The organism is Novosphingobium humi, from assembly GCF_028607105.1.
GTDB lineage: Bacteria > Pseudomonadota > Alphaproteobacteria > Sphingomonadales > Sphingomonadaceae > Novosphingobium > Novosphingobium humi.
Genome location: NZ_CP117417.1, coordinates 564,211 through 585,103, shown reverse-complemented (window position 1 = coordinate 585,103; position 20,893 = coordinate 564,211). Strand labels below are relative to the sequence as shown.

Genomic DNA, 20,893 nt, shown 5'->3' with positions numbered 1-20,893 from the left:
AAGGGGGCGTCCGGGAAACCGGGCGCCCTTTCTTTTGGGGTTTATAGGAAGTTTGTGCCTCCGGCGGGCAAAGGGCGGGGGCCCTTTGCAATCCCGATAATGGGGTTGTGCATGGTCGGCAGCATGGCCGTAAGGACGCAATTGGGACGAAAGCCTGCGGCGCGGCGAAATAGCGCTGATCGGCGCCGCAGGCTTTAAAATTCAAAGGCTGCCCCCAAAACCCAAGGTCGCCTCTCTCACAACGCCGACAGTAACGGGATTGCAAAGGGCCCCCGCCCTTTGCCCGCCGGAGGCATAAACCTCCCTTAAAAATCAATAATCCTTCGAAACCTTGGCGTTCACACTCTGCCGCCCCGTACTCGCCACCGTGCCCAGCAGCGCCAGCCAACTGGTCAGACGAAACTCGACATTGGTGGCCGAATAGCCGCGTCCGTCGGTCACGATCTCGGCATAGATGTGCCTTCCCAAATATTTGCCCACGGCCACGCCGGTCTGCCGCCCGATGGTGGCATCGGCCGAGACAAACCGCAGACGGTCCAGCCCGATCACGCTGCGCAGCTTGTTGATCGGGTCAAGCCCACCCCCGCCATGGAGCGCCGCCAGCGCCGCGCCCAATTGCAACGCTTCTGGCGCCGAAATCTGGGTGATCGAATCGCCGAACAGGATGCGCGAGAGCAACTCCTCTTCCGGCAGCGCAGGCACCGAAGAAAAGGCGATTTCCGGCCGCAGCGATGTGCCGCGCACCGTCACCGTGGCGGTCAGATTGTTGACCGTGGCGCTCGCGGCCATGTCCAGCCTGGGGTCAACCGGGGTCGAGCCGTCAAAGCTGATCCGACCGCGCGTCAGGTCGAAATGCTTGCTGGCAAAGTCATAGCTGCCTTCGACCAGCGTCGCCGCTCCGCTGATGGAGGGTTCCTGCAAGGCCCCGCGCAATTTGACATCCGCGTTCCACAGGCTGTTCAGCCCCAGCCCGGACAGGCGGATATTCCCGCCCGAGGCATCGACCATCAACCGCCATGGCATATTGCGCTCGGTGGCGGGCGCAATATCGGCGCGCCGGTTGATCTCGCGCGTGGGCAGGCTGGGCAGATCGGCCGCCGAACTGGCCTGCCCCAGCCGCCAGCGCGCCGAATCAATCGACAGGCGCCCGGCAATCGTGCCGGTCATGCCATCGGACATGATGCGTATCGGCCCCGTTGCGCTCAGCGCCATATCGGGGCGCGAGATCAATTGCGCCCGCCGCGCCGCCAGCGCCACGTCGATGGACGGCCCGCGCCCCGGCCCCATCTGGGCGAAATCGACCCGGCCGCTGCCCGCCACCAGCCCGCCGCCCGGTGCCACGCCCGACAGCGTGCTGAGGCTGAGCGCCGAGCCGTCGAAATCGCCTTTGACATCGACATTGCCAATGTCCGTGCCCGAGGCCGCGCTCTGCAACCGCATCCCCTTGCCCGCCAACGACCCGCGGATGCTGGGGTCATCGAGCGTCCCGCTCATATCCGCGGCGATCTCCACCGGCCCCGACAGGTCAAACGCATCCAGCGCCATCAACCGCCACAGCGCATCCGCAGGCCCGGCATAGCGCATCTGCGCCGCCAGCCTTCCTGCGCCCAATCTTTCATTGATCGCGCCGGTATCGGCCAATTGATCGATCCGCGCCTGCAACCGCCCGCGCGACACGCCGCCTTCGCTGGCCACCGCGCGCAGATCGAGCGCCCGCGCGCCCAGCCGCGTGACCACCGCCACATCGACCGGACGCGAGGTCAGCATCAGCCCCGAACGCGTCAGCCCCTTGACGATCACCCGTGCCTCGCCCTCGGGCAGAGCCTCGCGCCGCTGCACATAGGTCAGCTTGCCCGACACTTTGCCGCCAAGGCCCATGTCGGGCACCACCACATCGGCCAGCGACAGCGGCATCGAGACCAGCCCCAGATCCAGCTCGGTCGATCCATTGCCGATCAGGCCCTGCGCCACCACGCGCCCGCCGCCGAAATCGATCTGGCTGGGCGCCAGACGCCATACGCCCGGCGCTCCATCGCGGCTCTCCACCGTGAACAGGGCGCGGCGCGGCATGGCGATCTTCTGCCCGGCAAAACTGCCCCCGGCCAGCACCGAAACCTTGCCCGGCGCAATATCGCTGCTCACCTGAAGGTCGAAACGGCTGCCCTTGCGCCCGCCCATCGTGGCATTGACCGTGCCATTGCCATCGTTGAGCCGCGCGGCCAGCCCCAGCCGTCCGATGAACAGCTTGCCCTTGCCGATCCCCTGCGCAAACAGGTCTGCCGACAGGGTCGTATGCTGTTTCAGCAATTGTCCGCTGACCTTGAGCCGCCCGGATGCAATGGTCAGCGGGCGGTCGCCCTCGAAATGGGCATTATGCGCGTCCAGCGAGGCATCCACGCTCTGTCCGCCCCCGCGCGGCGCCAGCGCGATCAACCCCGCCACCCCGCCGCCCGAGACCGTCAGATGACCGTCAGCCCCATCGTCATCGAGCATCACCGAGCCGGTGACATGGGTGCTGGACAAGAGAAAATCGCGCAATTCCAGCCTCGTGCGACCTTCGCCTCTGGGCACGATCAAACCGGCTGTGCCGGTAAAGGGGCCGACAGTGGAATCGCCCCGCGCCTCGATCCGCAACGCTTCGGCCTCCGGCGTGAGCACCACCAGCACATCCTTGACGCCCAGCGTCGGCAGCGGATCCTGCAAACGGACCTGCCCGCGCGGGCCATCATCGCCAATGCTCAATTCACCGGCAAAGCTGCCATAGCGCTCCTGCTGCCCCCGCCCGTTCAGCGCAATCCGGCCATCGCCGCCGCGCCCGCCCTCCAACACCATCTGCAACGAAGGCGCATCGATGCGCCCGCGCGTGACGGCCAGATGGTTGCCCTGCGCCACATCGACATGGCCGGCAAAGCGCAAGGCGCCGCCGGTCAGATTTTCCAGACTATGGCTGCTCAATTGGGCGATGGCGCCCGTCACATCGGCCGCGACTCGCCATGGCGCGCCCCGCGCTCCGCTGACCCGCACCTGGCCCTGCGCATCGGCAGGCCCCAGCGACAGCGGCCAGCCATGCAGCCCCGCCTTGCCCTGCACCACCCAGTCACCCCGCGCCAGATCGGCGTTGAGGCTGGCCCGCGCAGTGCCATGGGGAATGGCCAGCGCCACGTCCGGGCTGGTCAGCCGCATCCCGTCGAGCGCCAGCGTTCCCGCCGCGCGGACATGGTGCAATTCGGGATCGAACGTGCCATCCTTGGTGCGGATCTGCGCGGCGGTCAATTGCAGGGGCAAGACCCAGCGCGCACCCTCGCGGCGCAAATTGCCATCGGCCGTCATGCCCTCAAACACGGTGGTCTGGCTGCGCCAGCGGGCGGTTCGGGCGACAATATGCGCGCGCGGGGCGGCAAAGGCCCCGTTCATCTGCGCGCGGGCCTCCAGCCCGGCAAATTCGTCATCCTTGCCTAAAGGCAGGCGCGGCCCGCCCTTGAGATTGAGCACCCAGTCGACAAACCTCTGCCGCCTCAGATCCAGCACGCCCTTGCCCTGCGCGCTCAGATTGGGCGCGCGGGCCGACAGATCGCCGGTAAAGCGCCGATCCGCCACCACGCCCTTGCCCGCCAGCGCGATCACCCCGCCGCCCAGCGTATGGCGCTGCCCTTCGGAGAGCACCGGATCGCTCCACAATTTGCCGTCGAAACGGACCGCGCCCTCGCTGTTGGCGAAATTGACCGCCACGGCATTGCGCCCGTCCTGCTGCGCCTTGGCCCAGCCCGACCAGACCTTCCAGCTTCCACGGCCCTCGGCGCGGACCTCGCGCGCGGCGCGGCTGCGGGTCAGCGCGGCCAGCAACCCGTTTTTGGGCGCGTTATAGTCCAGCGAGAGGGCAAACCGATCCTGCGCCCTTTGCGCGTCCAGCACCAGCGAGAGCCGGTCCTCGCCCCCCAGCCTGCCGTTCAGCCGGATTGCGGCAAGGCCCTTGGCCACGCGCAGGCTGCCCTGCGCATCGATCCGGCGCTCCACCCCCAGCACCGGCTTGGCAATCACCAGTTTTTCCAGCGCCACCCGGTCGAGCCGGACATCGAAATCGGGCCATAATTGCGCTTCGGCCGCCGTCGCGCGAAATTCGGGAACGCGCTGCAACGTGGCGCGGCGCAGCACCACCTCGCGAATATCGAGCCCCGAAGAAAACCAGTTGATCGGGCGCCAGTCGAACACGCCCTCGCCCGCGCGCAGGAAAATGCCATGCGTATCACGCAGCACAATGCCCGACAGCCGCGCCCGGCCATAGATCGACCCCTCGATCCGCCCGATCGAGACGCGCAGCCCGTTGTCCAGCTCATTGGCCGCGATGATGTCGGCAATCAGGCGATGCCCCACCGGCGTATCCAGCCCGACCAGCAAGGTCAACACCCCGCCCACAATCCCAAGCGGCAGGCCCAGCGCATATTTGCGCCAGCCCAGCCCGCCGCGCGCGCGGGGCGCGTCCTGCTGCGGCGCTTCCGGCTGCGGCTGTTCCTGATCCTGAATGTCCGCCCCCTGCGCCATCAGAACGCCTGTCCCAGTGCGACATAGACCCCGATCCGGCTGTCCCCCGCGCGCGGGTTGAGCGGCGTGCCCGCGTCAATGCGGATCGGGCCAAAGCCGGTGCGATAGCGGATGCCCAACCCCGCGCCATAGCGCCAGTCGTTGAATTTGGGCACCGTGCCCGCCTCGACCCCGCCCGCGTCAAGGAAGGGAACCAGTTGCAGCGCGCCGCCGAAGAAATGCGTGTTGACCCGCGCCTCGATCGAGAATTCATAGAGCGAGCGCCCGCCCCTGGGTTCGCCCAGAGCGTTGCGCGGGCCGACCAGATTATAGCCATAGCCCCGGATCGAGGCCCCGCCGCCCGCATAAAACCGCCGAGAGGGCGCAACATAGTCGATGTCGGAACCCGGCATCGTGCCCAGCCGCACGCGGGACGCCAGCACAACCTTGTCGAACGAGCGATAGAAGCTGGCATCGGCCTGAATGCGGGCATAGCGCGATTGCGTTTCGCGCGCCCAGCTCTGTTCGGGCGAAATGCGCAGCGAGGCGCGGTGCCCCTTGGTCGGGTCGAGCAGATTGTCGGTGCTGTCGATCCCCGCGCGCAGCGGCAGCGCGGTGGTGATATACAGGATACGCCCGGTGGTCACGCCGCTCGGCACGCCCTCGCGCTCCTCCGAGGCTTCGACTTCCAGCCCCATCGACCATGTCCAGGGCTTTTGAAACAACAGGTTGGTCAGCCGTTCATAGCTGGTGGCAAAGGCCACCTTGCGCGCGGCATAGGAGACCAGCGTGGTGTTCGTGGCATAGAGATCGACCGTCAATTGCCGGTCTCGGCCCAGGAAATTGGCGCGGCGGAAGGTGGCCCCGGCCAATTGCTCGTTGGTGCCCACCACGCCGCGCAGTTTCAGCGAGCCTTCGGGCGGGAACAGGTTGCGGTTTTCCCAACTGGCCCCGACGCGCGCGCCCTGCCCGGTGTCATAACCGATCTCGCCGGCAATGGTGTGGACCGGCGCCCGGCTCATCGCCACATCCAGCGCCACCACACCGGGCTGGCCGTCGTGGGGCGGGGCGGTTTCGCGCGGGGTGACATTGACCCCCGCGACAAGGCCCGTGGCCAGCACCGCGCGGCGCAGGTCCTCAACGTCCTTCTGGTTCCACACCTGTCCGGGCTTGAACCGCGCGATGTCGCCCAGATGGTTCGGCGACATCACCCGCGGCAGCGCCGAGGTGATCGCGCCATAGCGATATTGCCCGCCCGGTTCGACCGCCACATCGACATCGCCCTCGTCGCGGGCATGGTCGATGGTCAGCGAAGCCGGGGGCACTTTGGCAAAAGGATAGCCCGCCTCACCCAGCGCCTTGGCCAGATCATTCGTGCCCGCCGTGATCGCGTCCATATCGAGAGGATCGCCGGTCTTGATCGCCAGCGCGGCGCGCAGCCGCGCGGCATCCTTGCCTGTATCCTCCAGCCGCCCGGTGGTGATCGCGCCGATGTGATAGCGCGCGCCCGGATCCATATCGAAACGCACCCCGGTGGGCGGCGCGGCGGCGCCGGCGGCGCCTGACTCCGGCGTGCCGTCGGCGCCCGGATTCGGCCCGATCAGCGATTGCGTCACCTCGCCATCGTAATAGCCATAGACCTTCAACAGCTTTTCCAGCAGCTTGCGGTCGCTGCTGCCGCGCACCACCAATTGCGCCACCGCATCGGCATCATGCGCGCCCAGCCCCTGCAGCGCGGACAGATCGCGGAAACGGCGCTCAAACGCCTCGCGCTCGGGCATGGCGGCCGCATCGGCGGGCCAGACCAGCCGCGCCCGGCCCGAGGCCAGCGTGGTCTCGCGCTCCTGCTCCTTGCCCTGCGCCTTGGCATCGGCCGGATTGCGCGCGGCCAGACGCGCCGCGCCCGGAGGCGGCACACGCTCCATCGCGGCGGCCAGCATTTCGCCATCCTCCTGCGCGGCCAGAGCGGCGGGCATCGGGATCGTGGCCTCCTCCTTGCCCGGTTCGGGCCAGGGCAGGTCGAGCCCGGCAATGGCATCCATCGGCGAATCGGGGATCAGCGCAGCCAAATCAGCCGATGGTGCCGCCGCCGCCACCGGAGACGCCGGCGCATCAGACGCGCCCTCTTTGGCCACCGGTTTCTTCGCTGCCTGCGCCTTGGCCCAGCCCTCGGGATCTTTCAGCGCGGCATCGGGGATCAACGCGCGCAGGTCATCGTCGGTCTGGCGCTGCTGCGCGGCCAGCGGCGCGCCGCCCGCCAGCACCAGCGCCAGCGCGGCCCCGCCCAGCCAGTCGGTTTTAGAACCGGCTGCTGCGGCTCCACAGATCCTGCGGATCGCGCTCGACAAATTTGCCCGCGTCAAATTTTCCGGGCTCGGCGCGCCGTTCTTCCCGCCCCTCGGCGACAGGATCGCGCAGGGCCGGTTCGGCATGCCCGCTGCGGCCTGCGGTGGCGCGGATAAGCGCATCCTGTTCATCATCGGACAGGCGCACCCATCCATCGCGCCCCAGTTTTTCCAGCGGGCGATAGCGGACCTTATATTGCATCCGTTCGGACCCATCGACCCAATAGCCGAGATACACGTAGGGCAGGCCCTCGCTGGCCGCCCTGCGGATGTGATCAAGGATGATATAATTGCCAAGCCCGGTCCGTGTCGCATGTTCTGGGTCATAGAACGAATAGATCATCGACAACCCATCGCCCTGCCGGTCCGTCAGACAGGCCCCCACAAGACGGCCCGGCTGAGAACCGGTCGAGGGCTCCCTATACTCGATCACATAGCTGGTGACCGGCGTATGTTCCACCATATCCGCATAATCCACCTCGTCCATTGTGGCCATGCCTCCGCCGGGGTGGCGTGCGGCAAGATAGCGCTGGAGCAAGGCGAACTGTTCGGCCGTGGACCATGGGTGGCAAACCGAGGCGACCAGATCGCTGTTGCGTTTAAGGTTCTTCTTCTGCGCCGAATTGGGGACAAATTCGCCCGTGACCACGCGCACCGAAACACAGGCGCTGCAATCCACGCAGGAGGGGCGATAGGCCACCGTCTGGCTGCGCCGGAAACCGATGCGGCCCAGCGCATCGTTGAGCGCATCGGCATGGGGGCCCTTGAGTTCGGTAAACACCTTGCGTTCGGTCCGGCCCGCCAGATAGGGGCATGGCGCGGGCGCCGTCACGAAAAACCGGGGAAAGCGAACGGGGGCGGTCACTGTTTTTGCGATCCTTAAACTGGCCAAGACGCTGTGTTTATTAACCTGCGGGTTGGCTCCCGCTATCGGTCATTGCGCGCCATGGGCCGACTTTATGCCCCGCTGGTTCATGGCGTCAAAGCGTTTAACCGTTATTTTGGCGCTAATACGCGCCAATTTCATCCATTGCCCCATATAGGCACAGGGGGGCAGGATCGCGTTAACCGCCCCCCTGTGTATTTCCTCAGCTCACTTCGGCCTGCACCACCTCATAGCCCTTGGCCCGCAGGGCGTTAACCAAGGCGTCGATCTGCTCGCCGTCGCGCGCTTCGCATTCGATGTCCGCCGTCAGCCCCTTGGCGGGCAGATGGGTGAAGATGCGCTGGTGATAGATCTCGATGATATTGACCTGATGGCGGTTGAATTCCTCCATCACCTTGAACAAAGCGCCGGGTCGGTCCTGCAAGGTCAGCTTCAGACGCGCCAGACGGCCCGAACGCGCCAGATCGCGCAGCAGCACATTGGCCAGCAGCCGCTGGTCGATGTTGCCGCCCGACAGAACGATGCCCACCTTCTTGCCCTTGAACAGATGGCGATGCGCCAGCAAAGCCGCCAGACCTGCCGCGCCCGCGCCTTCGACCACCGTCTTTTCGATGTTGAGCAACAGACAGAGCGCGTGTTCCAGCTCGCTTTCCGAGACCAGCACGAAATCGTCGAGCAATTGCGCCAAAACCTTCGAGGTGAACTCGCCCGGCTCTTTCACCGCGATGCCCTCGGCCAGCGTGTCGCCGCCGATGGGGTAATTGGTGCCTTTCAGCAGGTTGTACATCGAGGGGTACAATTCCGCCTCGACCCCGATCAGGCCGATGTCTGGCTTGATGGCGCGCGCCGCCGTGCCCATGCCGGTCGACAGGCCGCCCCCGCCCACCGGGATCACCAGCATGTCGAGATCAGGATGATCCTCGAGCATTTCGAGCGCAACGGTGCCCTGCCCGGCGGCCACCAGCGGATCGTCGAAAGGATGGACAAAGGTCAGGCCCAACTGCTTTTCCATACTGCGGGCATAGGCATAGGCCTCGTCGAACGTCTCGCCCTCCAGCACGACCTTGCCGCCCACGCTCTCGGTCTGCATCACCTTCACGGTGGGCGTGGTCTTGGGCATGACGATCGTTACGGGCACGCCAAGACGGCTGCCGTGATAGGACAGGCCCTGGGCATGATTACCCGCGCTGGCGGCGATAACGCCCCGGTCGCGCTGTTCCTGGGTCAGATGCAAAAGGGCATTGAGCGCGCCGCGTTCCTTATAGGCGGCGGTAAACTGGAGGTTTTCGAACTTGAGATAGACTTCGCAGCCGCAAATCTTCGACAGGGTCCGCGAATGGTCCATGTCGGTGCGCACCACATGGCCCGCAATTCGCCCTGCGGCGGCGCGGATGTCATCGATGGTGAGCAGGGGCGCAGTGGCGCCGATTTGCGTGATGTTTGCCTCGGTCATAATGCTGCGCCCCCTAGCGGAAAAACCTTTCCCAAGAAACCGCGTTTATGCGGGGATTTTGCGTCACCCCCCCGCCTTTATCGTGCGGCGCTGCACTTCCCTTATTCCCTTCGCGCATAAACCGGCTAATACGGCCTGCATGACCGACCCTGCTTCTGCTCCTCGCCGCGTTGCCGTCATCGGACTTGGTGTGATGGGAGGGCCGATTGCCCGCCATCTGGGCCATGCCGGACATGATCTGACCCTGTATAACCGCAGCCCCAAGCGGATCGCGCTGTGGCGCGAGGCCAACCCCGACATTGCCGTGCGCGAGGCCAACAATGCCGCCGATGCCGCCGAGGGATCGGATGTCGTCATCACCTGTGTCGGCAATGACGATGATCTGGCCGAGGTGGTGCTGGGGCCGCAGGGGGTGTTTACCACGCTGCATGCCGGAGGCTTGTTCATCGACCACACCACCGTTTCGGCGCGCATCGCCCGCCAGATCGGGGTGGAGGCGCGCGACAAGGAAATCCGCTGTGTCGATGCGCCGATGACCGGGGCGCAGGCGGGCGCCGAGGCGGGCACGCTGACGCTGATGTGCGGCGGGCGGGCCGATGCCGTGGCCGCCGCCACCCCGGTGATGAGCGCCTATGCCCGGCGTATCGTGCATATCGGCAAGGCAGGCACCGGACAGGCCACCAAAATGGTCAACCAGCTCGCGCTGGCGGGCGTTACCGCGGCGCTGGCCGAAGCCTTCCGTCTGGCGCAGGCCGAGCATCTCGATCTCGACAAGGTCTATGAGGCGATCAGCGGGGGCGCGGCGCAAAGCTGGCAGATGGACAACCGCTGGCACACAATGGCGCAGGAGCGTTTCGACTTCGGCTTTGCCATCGACTGGATGCGCAAGGATCTGGGGCTGGCGCTGGATGAGGGGCGCGGGTTGGGTCTCTCCTTCCCGGTGGCCGCGCTGATCGACCAGCTTTACGCCGACATTCAGGCCATGGGCGGCGGGCGTCAGGACACCAGCGCCATTCTTCGCCGCCTGCCCAAACGAGGGGTTCGATGAGATTATCTTTTGCCGCGCTGGTCGCGGGATTGCTGTGCGGTGGCTCGGCCCATGCCGATACGCTGGTCGATCACGTTCGGGGCATGACGCTCAATGCGGCGGGCAATGTCGAGCGTTTCAACGGCATCGTCATCGACCGCGAGGGCCGCGTGGCCCAATTGCTGCACGAGGACGATCCGCGCCCGACACGGCTGGATTTCGCCGCCGACGGGCATGGGGCGGTGCTGCTGCCCGGATTGATCGACGCCCATGCCCATGTGATGGGTGTGGGGATCGCGGCGCTCACGCTCGACCTGTCGGACACCACCTCGCTGGCGCAGGCGCAGGGCAAGATCCGCGCCTATGCCGCGCAATTTCCAGGCCGCCCGTGGATCATCGGACGCGGGTGGAATCAGGAATTGTGGCAATTGGGCCGCTTCCCCACGGCGGCCGAGCTGGATGTGGCGGTGGATGACCGTCCGGTCTGGCTGGAGCGGGTCGATGGCCATGCGGGCTGGGCCAATTCCAAGGCGCTGGCCGCCGCGGGCGTGACGGCGGCCACCAAAGACCCCAGCGGCGGGCGGATCGAACGCCTGCCCGCCGCCCCATCAAAGGTGCGAGGCAAAGCTCCGGCGGCGGCGGGGCGGCCCGCCGGTGTGCTGGTCGATGGGGCGATGGCGCTGGTGGCCAAGATCGTGCCGCCTCCGCGCCCCGAGGACCGCGACGCCGCGCTGGCCAAGGCGCAGGAACTCTTCCTCTCGCGCGGGGTGACGGCGGCGGCGGACATGGGCACCTCGATCGAGGATTGGCAGACCATGCGCCGCGCGGGCGATGAAATGCGGCTTAAGATGCGCGTCATGGCCTATGGCGACGGCATTGCGAATACGGTGCTGATCGGCGGGCCGGGGCCGACGCCGTGGCTCTATGGCGACCGGCTGCGGCTCAACGGGGTCAAGCTCTATCTGGACGGAGCGCTGGGTTCGCGGGGGGCGTGGCTCAAGGCGCCCTATGCCGATGCGGCGACCAGCGGGCTGCCCTTCCTGACCGAGACACAGCTTAAAAACCTGATGAGCCGCGCGGCGATGGATCATTTTCAGGTCGCCGTGCATGCCATCGGCGATGCGGCCAATGCCACGCTGCTCTCGGCCATCGAGGATGTGGCGCAGACCTATCAGGGTGACCGGCGCTGGCGCATCGAACATGCCCAGATCGTCGATCCGGCCGACATCCCCCGCTTTGGCCGCAACGGCATCATCGCCAGCATGCAGCCCATCCATCAGACCAGCGACCGCATCATGGCCGAGGCGCGGCTGGGGCCGAACCGGCTGAACGGGGCCTATGCCTGGGCCTCGATGCTGCGGGTCGGCGCCCGTCTGGCCTTTGGCTCGGACGCGCCGGTCGAGGTTTCCGATCCCTTTGCGGGCATGGCCGCCGCCATCACCCGCCAAGGCGCCGACGGCCAGCCCGCCGGAGGATGGCAGCCGCAGGAAAAGCTGACCCGCACGCAGGCACTGGCGGCCTATACCACAGGCGCCGCCTTTGCCGGGTTCGCCGAGGGGAAACTGGGCCAGTTGAGGCCGGGCTGGCAGGCGGATTTCGTGCTGGTCGATGCCGATCCCATGACCGACAGCCCAGAGAAAATCCGGCAGGCCAGAGTTTTGCAGACTTGGGTGGCGGGTAAGCCTGTTTGGGAGTCGGGGAAGAAGTAAGGGATGGATGCGAGGGTCTAGACCCTCGCGCTCCCGTTACTGTCTGCGTTGTGCATGGAGTTCGGCGTTGAGTGTCGGACCCGACGGTTGAAATGACAAAGCCTGCGGCGCGGATAGAAATGCCCTCACCGCGCCGCAGGCTTTCAAACCATAAAACTACGTCTGCAAACCCGACGCACCCCATAAAGGGATTGCAAAGGGCCCCCGCCCTTTGCCCGCCGGAGGCAAGCCTGCTTACCCCGCGACCTCAACCTCGCCCTCTGCCTCAGCCTTGGCCGCCCGCCTCTCGCCAAACCACATCACCACCAGCGAGCCTTCGAACAGGATCATCAGCGGCACGGCAAGCATCAATTGCGAGCCCACATCGGGCGGCGTCAGCACGGCGGCCAGCACCGTGATCCCGACGATCACATAGCGCCGCGCGCCCGAAAGCTGCTGGCGCGTCACGATCCCCGCGCGGTTGAGCAGCAGCAGCAGCACCGGCAGCAGGAAACTGATCCCGAAGGCGAGGATGAACTGCATCACCAGCCCAAGATAATCCCCGACGCTGGGCAGCGCCTCCATCTGGACCCCGCCGCGATTGCCCTGAAACCCCAGCATCCAGCGGAAGGCCGTGGGCATCACCACATAATAGGCCAGCGCCGCACCCGACAGGAACAGCACCGGCGTGGCAACCAGAAAGGGCAGAAAAGCCTTCTTTTCCTTGGCATAGAGGCCCGGCGCGATAAAGGCCCACATCTGGTTCGAGATCACTGGAAAGGCCAGCATGAAAGCGGCGAACAGCGCGACCTTCAGATCGACGAAAAAGGCTTCATAGAGCTTGGTATAGATCAGCTTGCCCCCGGTGCCCGCCGCATCGCGCAGCGGCTGCACCAGAAAGGCCAGGATCGGGTTCACGAAATAGAGGCAGATGCCAAAGGCCACGAACAGGGCGGCAATGGATTTGAGCAGACGCGAGCGCAGTTCGACCAGATGCTCGATCAGCGGGGCCTGCGATTCGTCGATATCCTTGATTTCAAACGCCATCGCTTATTCGCCCTTGGCCTTTTCGACCTGTTCATGGCCATCGTGGGGTTGGGCCGGATGATGCGCGGCATGTTCGCGCGCGCTGGCCGAATGGGGATCGACGGGCAATTCGGCGCCCGGCAATTGGGCGCTCGGCAATTCGCCCTCCGCCAAAGGCTCGCTGGGCGCATGGGCGATCACTTCGGGCGGCACGGCCGCCAAGGGCAGAGCCTCTGGCGGATTGGCCTTCATGATCGCCTCATTCTGCTCGCGCCATTTCTTCTCCATCTCCTCCATTTCCGCCTCGCGGATCATGGTTTCGATGCCCGAGCGGAAATGGCCCGAGACACGGCGCACCGTCCCCATCCATTTGCCGATCGTGCGCATGGCGCGGGGCATATCCTTGGGGCCGATCACCACCACGGCGACCACCGCCGTCAGCAGAAATTCCGAAGGGGCAATGTCAAACAGCACAGTGCGTCAGGCCAATCTTGCGAGGAACAGGTAAGAAAGGCTCAGTTCTGGCCGGTCTTTTCTTCGGTGCCAACCGGGCTCGAGGCAGGCTTGACCGGCTCGCCCTTGCTTTCGATCTGGGCCGGGGGCGGCGTTGCGGGACGGTCGGTTTCGTCGGCCATGCCTTCCTTGAAGCTTTTGATACCCTTGCCGAAATCGCCCATGATGTCCGAAACGCGGCCGCGACCAAACAGCACCAGCACGACCAGCAAAACGATGACCCAGTGCCAGACAGACCCAAAACCCATGATACCAACTCCTTGTGACCCGCCGAGCCAAGATTCATGCATCGACGCGGGCATTTGTATACTATCTAGGCCCTTTCTTTCTGCTGCGCCAGCCCATCCGCTTATTGACGCAACGCTTCCTCACTGTTCGGATCGACCGGCCCTTGCCCCATCAGGGCGTCATAGGCCTCATCGACCGGATCGAGCAGGCCGGTAGCGCGCAATTCCTCAATTCCGGGCAGGTCGCGGCGGCTGTTCAAACCGAATTCGGCAAGGAAAGCGGGCGTGGTGGCATAGATCACCGGGCGCCCCGGCACCTCGCGCCGCCCGGCAATCCGCACCCATCCGGCCTCCATCAGCACGTCCACCGTGCCCTTGGCGGTCTGCACGCCGCGAATCGCCTCGATCTCGGCGCGGCTGACGGGTTCGTGATAGGCGATGATGGCAAGGCATTCGGTGGCGGCCCGCGTCAGGCGGCGCGGCTCCTCATGCATGGGGCGCAGCAGATGGGCCAGATCGGGTGCGGTCTGGAAATGCCAGCGCCCGCCGCGCTCGACCAACTCGACCCCGCGCCCGGCATAATGGGCGGCCAGTTCCCGCAATCCCTCGCGCACCGCCGCTTCGCCGCCCCCTGCGCTACCCTGCCCCAGATGGCGCGCAATGGCCTCGACACTCATCGGCTGGGTCGCGGCAAAAAGCGCGGCCTCCAGCGCGCGGATCAGGGGGCTCATGCCGAAAGGCTCCGCAGCCGCAAGGGGCCGAACACATGGTCCTGCACGATCTCCACCCTCCCCTGCCGCGCCAGTTCAAGCGCGGCGACAAAGCTGGAGGCCAGAGCCGAACGGCGCAAGCGCTCATCGCTCCATTCCGCCTGCGTCGCAGGGGGCAGGAATTCGCGCAGTTCCACCCAGTCGAGCGTCACCCCCAGCATCGCCGACATCCGCGCCAGCGCCGAATCCAGCGTCATTACCTTGCGGTCGCGCACGATATGGACCACCGGCGCATTGCGGGCCTTGACCTGACCATAGGCGGCGATCAGGTCATAGAGATCGCTCTGCCACACGGCCTTTTTGCCGATTTTCAGCCCCTCGGGCGCGCCGCGCAGAAACACATCGCGCCCGATCCGGTCGCGCGCCAAAAGCCGCGCCGCGGCCTCGCGCATCGCGGCCAAACGTTGCAGCCGCAATTGCAGACGCAGCGCCAGTTCTTCCGGGCTTGGCTCCTCCTGCTCCTCTTTCGGCAGCAGCAGTGAGGATTTGAGATAGGCCAGCCATGCCGCCATCACCAGATAATCGGCGGCCAACTCCAGCTTCAGCGCCTCGGCGGCCTCAACATAGGCGATGTATTGATCGACCAGTTCAAGGATCGAAATCCGCCGCAGATCCACCTTTTGCCGCCGCGCCAGATCGAGCAGCAGATCGAGCGGCCCTTCCCAGCCCTCGATTTCCAGCATCAGCGCGTCTCGTGCCGGTGCCGTGAACAAGTCTGCGCCCTCGCCCGGCGGGAGCGCGATTTCGTTCATACCAAACCAAGCAACGCATCGCGCGTGGCGATGCATTCCGCCTGCCGCTCCTGCGCCAGATCGGCCGAGAGGAACGTCCCCGACCCAAAGCCCTCCATCGCCCGCGCCAGACGCGCCGCGCTTTGCTCGCCCATGGTCGGGCAAGCCTGCGCGATCCCCACCATATCGTCCATCCGCGCCCAGCAATTGAGCACCAGATCACAGCCCGCCGCCAGCGCCCGCGCCGACCGTTCCGGGATCGTTCCCGAGAGCGCCTGCATGTCGATGTCATCGGTCAGCAGCAGGCCGTCAAAGCCGATCGCTCCCCGGATGATCTCGGCAATAATGCGCGGCGATTGCGTGGCGGGCGCATCGGCATCCCAGGCCGGAAACAGGATATGCCCCGTCATCCCGATCTTTGCCCGCCCGGCCAAAGCGCGAAAAGGGGCTATGTCGCGCTCCAGCGCCTCAGCATCGGCATGGACGGTGGGCAATTCCTTGTGGCTGTCGGCCCCGGCGCGGCCATGGCCGGGCATATGTTTGATCACGCCCGCAACGCCCGCCGCCTCCAGCCCTTCGAGAATGGCGCGGCCAAGCGCTGCCACCCGCATCGGCTCCTGCCCCAGCGCGCGGTCGCCGATCACATCATGCGCGCCCGGTTCGCGCACATCGACGCAGGGCCAGCAATCGACCGTAATCCCCGCCTGCGCCAGATCGAGCCCCAGCGCCTCGGCATTGGCGCGGGCGGCCGCAATCGCGCTGGAGGGCGCCACATCATAGAGACGCGCAAAAGGCTCACCGGCCGGATATTTGGCCCAGACCGGCGGCTTCATCCGCGCCACACGCCCGCCTTCCTGATCAATGCTGATGAACAGATCATCGCGCCCGTGCAGGCCGCGCAATTCATCGGTCAGCGCCCGCAATTGCGCGCGATTATCCACATTGCGGCCAAACAGGATGTATCCCGCCGGATCGCAATCCCGAAAGAAAGCGCGCTCATCATCAGTCAGGGTCAGGCCGGAAAGGCCGAAAATCGCCGGTATCATGCGGCCATCCGTTGCACGTAACGGTGCCCGCGCGCAAGATCCGCTTAATGCTTGACCTGACGCTTAATGTTTAACCTGACAGGGCAGACCGTCGGCCTTCAGACGTTCGCACAGGCCCGCTCCGCCCCCGGCATTGGTCACCAGTTGCAGGCGATAGACCGTGCCCAGATCGATCTTGGCCGAGACCACGCGATGGTTCATGCCCTTGAGGATCTCATGGCCCTGTACCAGCCGGTTCCACCCGGCCACCGCAGCGCTCTCGCTGGTATAGGCGGCGATCTGGACCACGCCGCCCGCCGGGCCATTATCCACAGGCGCCGCAGGCTTGGGTGCGGCCACGGGCATGGGCGCCGCTTCGGGTTTGCCCGCCACGGGCGCGCCGCCCGCGAAACTGGCCCCGGCCGCCGCCGCCGTCGAGGCCGCAGCCTCGGCCGCATTGGCGCCTGCCGTGGCCGCATCGCCGGCGGCCAGTTGCGCGGGACGTTCCTGCCCCTGCGAAACGGCAAAGCTGGAATCGCCCGTCCCGGCAAACTGCTTGCCGCCAGGGTCCTTGGGCGCTTCCTTGTAATTTTCAGCAGGCGCGGCGATCACGCTGCCATCGGCAACGGGGGCGCCATTGTCGGGCCTGTGGGTGAAATACCAGAAGCCACCGACCGCCGCCGCCGTCAGCGCCAGACCAGCCGCGACCGCCACGGCGACGCGCTTGCTGTCGACGCCCTCATATTCCTCGTCATCGTCCGATTCGAGCCATGGCAGGCGATCATGGTCATCAAAACGCGCGCCTCCCATTTCCCCGCCCAGCGCCTCGTCCACGCCATGCAGCGCGGCATCGTCGCGTCCGGGCACCGCCTCGCGCGCGTCCTGATACCATTGCCGGGCGCGGGTTTCGGCATCCTGCATATGGGCGCTGGCCTCCTGCGAGAGCACGCCGGCCTTATCCGCCAGCGTGGCCCCATCGCCCAGCCCCACACCGCCCAGCCCTGCATCGCGGGTGCGGCCGATCAGATCCCTGGCACGCGCCTGCGCATCGCCCGCCGCGTCGGTCCATGGCTGGACTGGCGGCTGGGCAAACCTGTTACCCTGGCTCCCAAACCCATCCTGACCGTTCGACATGACTTACATCTCCTCGACAGCGGTCACGCCAAGAATGGCAAGGCCGTTGCGGATGATCTGCCCGATTTGCGAGGCCAAGAAAAGCCTTGCGCCAGTAAGCGTGCCGTTTTCGGACACAATAAACCGCTTGTCCGGGCGATCATTGCCGACATTCCAATAGGCGTGGAAGGCCGCGGCCAGATCGGCCAGGAAGAAGGCGATGCGATGCGGTTCGCGCGCGGCAGCGGCGGCCTCGACCAGACGCGGGAACTGCGCCCCCACGCGCACCAGCGCCAGCTCTTCCTCGCCCAACAGTTCCAGTCCCTGCGCCGAAGGGGCAAAGCCCTCGGCAGCGCCCTTGCGCAGCGTCGAACAGATGCGCGCATGGGCATATTGCAGATAGAACACCGGATTGTCCTTGCTGGCCTCGACCACCTTGGCAAAGTCGAAATCCATCTGCGCCTCGGGCTTGCGGGTCAGCATGGTGAAGCGCACCACTTCCTTGCCGACTTCCTCGACCACTTCGCGCAGCGTCACGAAGTTGCCGGAACGCTTGGACATTTTCACCGGCTCGCCATCGCGCAGCAATTGCACCATCTGCACCAGCTTGACCTCGAAGGGCTTCGCCGCGCCATCGCGCCCGGTCATGGCCGCCACGGCCGCCTTGATGCGCTTGACGGTGCCCGCATGGTCCGCGCCCCAGATGTCGACCAGAGCGTCGGCGCTCTGCGCCTTTTGATAGTGATAGGCCAGATCCGCGCCGAAATAGGTCCATGTCCCGTCCGACTTCTTGATCGGGCGGTCCTGATCGTCGCCAAACTTGGTGCTGCGGAACAAGGGCAGCGCCACCGGCTCCCAATCGTCGGGCAGCTTGCCCTTGGGCGCTTCCAGTTCGCCATCGTAGACCAGACCGACCGACCGCAACCACGCCTCGGCTTCTTCTGGCTTGCCCGCCGCCTGTAGCTCCGCTTCGGATGAGAAAAGGTCGTGCTCAATGCCCAGCAGCGCCAGATCGTCGCGGATCATGTCCATCATCTTGGCCACGGCCCGCACGCGGAACAGCGCCAGCCACTCGGCTTCGGGCGCCTCGACGTATTTATCGCCGAATTCCTCGGCCAGCGCCTGACCCACCGGCACCAGATAATCGCCCGGATAGAGCCCTTCGGGGATCTCGCCCACGGTATGGCCCAGCGCCTCGCGGTAACGGACATGGGCGCTGCGGGCCAGAACCTGCACCTGCGCGCCCGCATCATTGACGTAATATTCGCGGATGACCTTATGCCCGGCCCATTCCAGCAAAGAGGCCAGCGCATCGCCCACCACCGCGCCGCGGCAATGGCCCATATGCATCGGCCCCGTCGGATTGGCCGAGACATATTCGACGTTAACCGTCGTGCCCGCGCCCACGCCCGAACGGCCATAATCGCCGCCCTGCGCCCCGATCAGCGCCAGTTCGCCCAGCCATGCCGCATCCGACAGGCGCAGGTTGATGAACCCCGGCCCGGCGATCTCGGCGCTTTTCACCTGCTCCAGCTTTTCCAGCTCGGCCACCAGCAAGGTTGCCAGCGCGCGCGGATTGGTGCCTGCGGGTTTGGCCAGCACCATCGCGGCATTGGTGGCCAGATCGCCATGCGAAGGATCGCGCGGGCTTTCCACCGTCACCGCGCCTCGGTTCAGACCGTCCGGCAATTGGCCGGCAGCCACCAGCGCATCGAGCGCGGCGGCAACATGGCCTGCAAAGGCGTGAAAGATCGGGGCTTGGCTATCGGCTTGCTGTGTCATGCCAGCGCGCCTAGCGAATTTACGCCCGAAACGAAAGGGGGCCTGCTAAGGCCCCCGGAAATCAGCGCGTGGCGTTGTATTGCAACTGTTCGGGGGTCAACTGAAAGCCCACCAGCACTTCAAACGTGGCCTTGGCCACCGCCGCGCGCACTTCGGGATCGGTCAGCGGGTCGATAGCGGCATCCGCCTCGCCCGCCTTGCGCTGTTTAAGCAGACGTGCGCGCACCGCGCTGTCCAGCGTGGCGTCGGCCTTGTTGATCGTCGCCCCGCCCGAGGCCATCACCTCGCCGCGCGTCTGCCCATCGGCGAAATGCACCGTGGCCGTGCCCAGACGCTTGGCGATCACGACATTGCCGCCGCGCACCACGGTGACGAAATAGGGCAGGTTGACCACCCGTTCGCCCCGCCCATCGGCCCGCGTGGCCAGCACCTTGAAGGTCACATTGGCCTCAACCGGGTTGCTCTTGGGGTCGCAATGGCCGCGCACATCGGTGATCGCGCCGGTCAGGTCGATGGCGCTGGCGGTCTGGCCGCCGCCGATACGGAATGTGGTGATATCGCCCGTGTAATCGGCAATGCCCACCGCCGGGCAGGTCGAACGCACCGCCGTGATGCCCACGCCATCCTGCACCACCAGTTCACCAGTCGTCTTGCACCCGGCCAGCAAAGCCATGGCGCCCAGCAGCCCCGCCCCGCAAGCGACTTTGGCATTCATTCGGCGTGTACGAAAGGGCATGACAGACTCGTTCCTTCAACATTCCTGTTCGCTGCCCTAGCGGCGCGCGGCGCAAAGCGCTAGAGGCGGGTGTATGAACACCGCCTTTCCCGCCCCCGCCGATTCCATTTCTTTGCAGCCGCTCAAGCTGTTGATTGCCGCGCCGCGCGGATTTTGCGCCGGTGTTGATCGCGCAATCGAAATTGTCGAGCGGGCGATTCGCAAATATGGCGCTCCTGTCTATGTGCGCCATGAAATCGTCCATAACCGCTATGTGGTCGACGGGCTGAAGGCCAAGGGCGCGATCTTTGTCGAGGAACTTGACGAAGTGCCCGATGGCGTGCCGGTGATCTTTTCGGCCCATGGCGTGCCCAAGGCGGTGCCCGCGGCGGCCGATGCGCGCGGGCTGGAATGGCTCGATGCCACCTGCCCGCTGGTGTCCAAGGTCCACCGTCAGGCCGAGCGCCAGATCGAGGCAGGACGCCACATCATCTTCATCGGCCACAAGGGCCACCCCGAGGTGATCGGCACATTCGGTCAGGTGCCCGAAGGCCATATGACGCTGGTCGAAACGGTCGAGGACGTGGCCACCCTGCCCTTCACCACCGATGATGCGCTGGGTTTCCTCACGCAAACCACGCTTTCGGTGGATGACACCGCAGAGATCATCGAGGCGCTGAAAGCCCGCTATCCCCAGATCCACGCGCCCCGCGCCGAAGACATCTGCTATGCCACCTCCAACCGTCAGGCGGCGGTCAAGGCGATTGCGCCGCAATGCGATCTGGTGCTGGTGATCGGCGCGCCCAATTCGTCCAATTCGATGCGTCTGGTCGAAGTGTCCGACCGCAGCGGCACGCCCTCGCGGCTGGTGCAGCGCGCTGATGAGATTGACGTGTCCTGGCTCGACGGGGTGAACACGCTGGGTCTGACGGCGGGCGCCAGCGCGCCTGAGGAACTGGTGCGCGAGGTCATCGCCCGCATCGGCCAGTGGCGTCAGGTCGAAGAGGAAACGGTGGTCACCACCGAAGAGAACATGATCTTCAAACTGCCGCGCCAACTGGCTGGCTGAATAGA

General features: G+C 65.8%; 16 protein-coding genes. 3 read left to right on the top strand and 13 right to left on the bottom strand.

Annotated elements, in window-relative coordinates; translation table 11 throughout:
• Positions 1 to 312: 312 nt before the first annotated feature.
• From PQ457_RS02735 to PQ457_RS02720, 4 genes are all read right to left on the bottom strand, one after another.
• Positions 313 to 4,539: a translocation/assembly module TamB domain-containing protein gene (locus tag PQ457_RS02735; RefSeq protein ID WP_273618259.1), complete on the bottom strand. Its 4,227-nt coding sequence runs from the start codon at positions 4,537 to 4,539 to the stop codon at positions 313 to 315.
• Positions 4,539 to 6,866 carry an autotransporter assembly complex protein TamA gene (locus tag PQ457_RS02730; RefSeq protein WP_273618258.1) on the bottom strand — a complete coding sequence of 776 codons (2,328 nt, stop codon included), beginning with the start codon at positions 6,864 to 6,866 and terminating at the stop codon, positions 4,539 to 4,541. Before PQ457_RS02730 ends, PQ457_RS02735 begins: the two co-directional genes overlap by 1 nt.
• Positions 6,817 to 7,728, bottom strand: coding sequence for an arginyltransferase (locus PQ457_RS02725; protein WP_273618257.1), 912 nt, complete (start codon positions 7,726 to 7,728; stop codon positions 6,817 to 6,819). The genes PQ457_RS02730 and PQ457_RS02725 overlap by 50 nt, the downstream gene beginning before the upstream one ends.
• 223 nt (positions 7,729 to 7,951) lie before the next feature.
• Positions 7,952 to 9,202, bottom strand: a complete 1,251-nt coding sequence (locus PQ457_RS02720) for a threonine ammonia-lyase (RefSeq protein WP_273618256.1) — start codon at positions 9,200 to 9,202, stop codon at positions 7,952 to 7,954.
• 139 nt (positions 9,203 to 9,341) lie between these two features.
• On the opposite strand from PQ457_RS02720, the gene PQ457_RS02715 reads away from it, so the two are divergent.
• Positions 9,342 to 10,250 carry an NAD(P)-dependent oxidoreductase gene (locus PQ457_RS02715; protein ID WP_273618255.1) on the top strand — a complete coding sequence of 303 codons (909 nt, stop codon included), beginning with the start codon at positions 9,342 to 9,344 and terminating at the stop codon, positions 10,248 to 10,250.
• Complete coding sequence (locus PQ457_RS02710) at positions 10,247 to 11,938, top strand: amidohydrolase (RefSeq protein ID WP_273618254.1); 1,692 nt, start codon at positions 10,247 to 10,249, stop codon at positions 11,936 to 11,938. The genes PQ457_RS02715 and PQ457_RS02710 overlap by 4 nt, the downstream gene beginning before the upstream one ends.
• A gap of 234 nt (positions 11,939 to 12,172) precedes the next feature.
• Here the strand turns inward: PQ457_RS02710 and tatC are convergent, their stop codons facing one another.
• From tatC to PQ457_RS02665, 9 genes are all read right to left on the bottom strand, one after another.
• On the bottom strand, positions 12,173 to 12,964 hold the full coding sequence (tatC, locus tag PQ457_RS02705) for a twin-arginine translocase subunit TatC (protein WP_273618253.1): 792 nt from the start codon (positions 12,962 to 12,964) through the stop codon (positions 12,173 to 12,175).
• A gap of 3 nt (positions 12,965 to 12,967) precedes the next feature.
• Positions 12,968 to 13,417, bottom strand: coding sequence for a Sec-independent protein translocase protein TatB (gene tatB, locus PQ457_RS02700; protein ID WP_420540963.1), 450 nt, complete (start codon positions 13,415 to 13,417; stop codon positions 12,968 to 12,970).
• Between the two features lie 41 nt (positions 13,418 to 13,458).
• On the bottom strand, positions 13,459 to 13,704 hold the full coding sequence (locus PQ457_RS02695) for a twin-arginine translocase TatA/TatE family subunit (protein ID WP_168605062.1): 246 nt from the start codon (positions 13,702 to 13,704) through the stop codon (positions 13,459 to 13,461).
• A 101-nt stretch (positions 13,705 to 13,805) separates the two neighbouring features.
• Positions 13,806 to 14,414, bottom strand: a complete 609-nt coding sequence (gene scpB, locus PQ457_RS02690; RefSeq protein WP_273618252.1) for an SMC-Scp complex subunit ScpB — start codon at positions 14,412 to 14,414, stop codon at positions 13,806 to 13,808.
• Positions 14,411 to 15,205 carry a segregation and condensation protein A gene (locus PQ457_RS02685; protein ID WP_273618251.1) on the bottom strand — a complete coding sequence of 265 codons (795 nt, stop codon included), beginning with the start codon at positions 15,203 to 15,205 and terminating at the stop codon, positions 14,411 to 14,413. Before PQ457_RS02685 ends, scpB begins: the two co-directional genes overlap by 4 nt.
• Complete coding sequence (nagZ, locus tag PQ457_RS02680; RefSeq protein WP_273618250.1) at positions 15,202 to 16,230, bottom strand: beta-N-acetylhexosaminidase; 1,029 nt, start codon at positions 16,228 to 16,230, stop codon at positions 15,202 to 15,204. The genes PQ457_RS02685 and nagZ overlap by 4 nt, the downstream gene beginning before the upstream one ends.
• Positions 16,231 to 16,293: 63 nt before the next feature.
• Positions 16,294 to 17,343: a hypothetical protein gene (locus PQ457_RS02675; RefSeq protein ID WP_273618249.1), complete on the bottom strand. Its 1,050-nt coding sequence runs from the start codon at positions 17,341 to 17,343 to the stop codon at positions 16,294 to 16,296.
• 3 nt (positions 17,344 to 17,346) lie between these two features.
• Complete coding sequence (gene argS / locus PQ457_RS02670; RefSeq protein ID WP_273618248.1) at positions 17,347 to 19,104, bottom strand: arginine--tRNA ligase; 1,758 nt, start codon at positions 19,102 to 19,104, stop codon at positions 17,347 to 17,349.
• Positions 19,105 to 19,165: 61 nt separating this feature from the next.
• Entirely contained in the window at positions 19,166 to 19,819 is a 654-nt protein-coding gene (locus PQ457_RS02665; RefSeq protein WP_273618247.1) for a hypothetical protein, read from the bottom strand.
• Positions 19,820 to 19,913: 94 nt separating this feature from the next.
• Here PQ457_RS02665 and ispH point away from each other — a divergent pair, with 94 nt between their 5' ends.
• The gene (gene ispH, locus PQ457_RS02660) at positions 19,914 to 20,888 is read left to right on the top strand and encodes a 4-hydroxy-3-methylbut-2-enyl diphosphate reductase (protein WP_273618246.1); all 975 of its coding nucleotides are present in this window, start codon (positions 19,914 to 19,916) and stop codon (positions 20,886 to 20,888) included.
• Positions 20,889 to 20,893 lie beyond the last annotated feature (5 nt).

What these genes read in the sequence shown, in the direction of transcription:
- ispH (WP_273618246.1), top strand. Translation starts at nt 19,914, where the DNA reads ATGAACACCGCCTTTCCCGCCCCCGCCGATTCCATTTCTTTGCAGCCG.
- scpB (WP_273618252.1), bottom strand. Translation starts at nt 14,414, where the DNA reads ATGAGCCCCCTGATCCGCGCGCTGGAGGCCGCGCTTTTTGCCGCGACC.
- PQ457_RS02715 (WP_273618255.1), top strand. Translation starts at nt 9,342, where the DNA reads ATGACCGACCCTGCTTCTGCTCCTCGCCGCGTTGCCGTCATCGGACTT.
- PQ457_RS02665 (WP_273618247.1), bottom strand. Translation starts at nt 19,819, where the DNA reads ATGAATGCCAAAGTCGCTTGCGGGGCGGGGCTGCTGGGCGCCATGGCT.
- PQ457_RS02695 (WP_168605062.1), bottom strand. Translation starts at nt 13,704, where the DNA reads ATGGGTTTTGGGTCTGTCTGGCACTGGGTCATCGTTTTGCTGGTCGTG.
- tatC (WP_273618253.1), bottom strand. Translation starts at nt 12,964, where the DNA reads ATGGCGTTTGAAATCAAGGATATCGACGAATCGCAGGCCCCGCTGATC.
- argS (WP_273618248.1), bottom strand. Translation starts at nt 19,104, where the DNA reads ATGACACAGCAAGCCGATAGCCAAGCCCCGATCTTTCACGCCTTTGCA.
- PQ457_RS02675 (WP_273618249.1), bottom strand. Translation starts at nt 17,343, where the DNA reads ATGTCGAACGGTCAGGATGGGTTTGGGAGCCAGGGTAACAGGTTTGCC.
- PQ457_RS02710 (WP_273618254.1), top strand. Translation starts at nt 10,247, where the DNA reads ATGAGATTATCTTTTGCCGCGCTGGTCGCGGGATTGCTGTGCGGTGGC.
- PQ457_RS02720 (WP_273618256.1), bottom strand. Translation starts at nt 9,202, where the DNA reads ATGACCGAGGCAAACATCACGCAAATCGGCGCCACTGCGCCCCTGCTC.
- PQ457_RS02735 (WP_273618259.1), bottom strand. Translation starts at nt 4,539, where the DNA reads ATGGCGCAGGGGGCGGACATTCAGGATCAGGAACAGCCGCAGCCGGAA.
- nagZ (WP_273618250.1), bottom strand. Translation starts at nt 16,230, where the DNA reads ATGATACCGGCGATTTTCGGCCTTTCCGGCCTGACCCTGACTGATGAT.
- PQ457_RS02685 (WP_273618251.1), bottom strand. Translation starts at nt 15,205, where the DNA reads ATGAACGAAATCGCGCTCCCGCCGGGCGAGGGCGCAGACTTGTTCACG.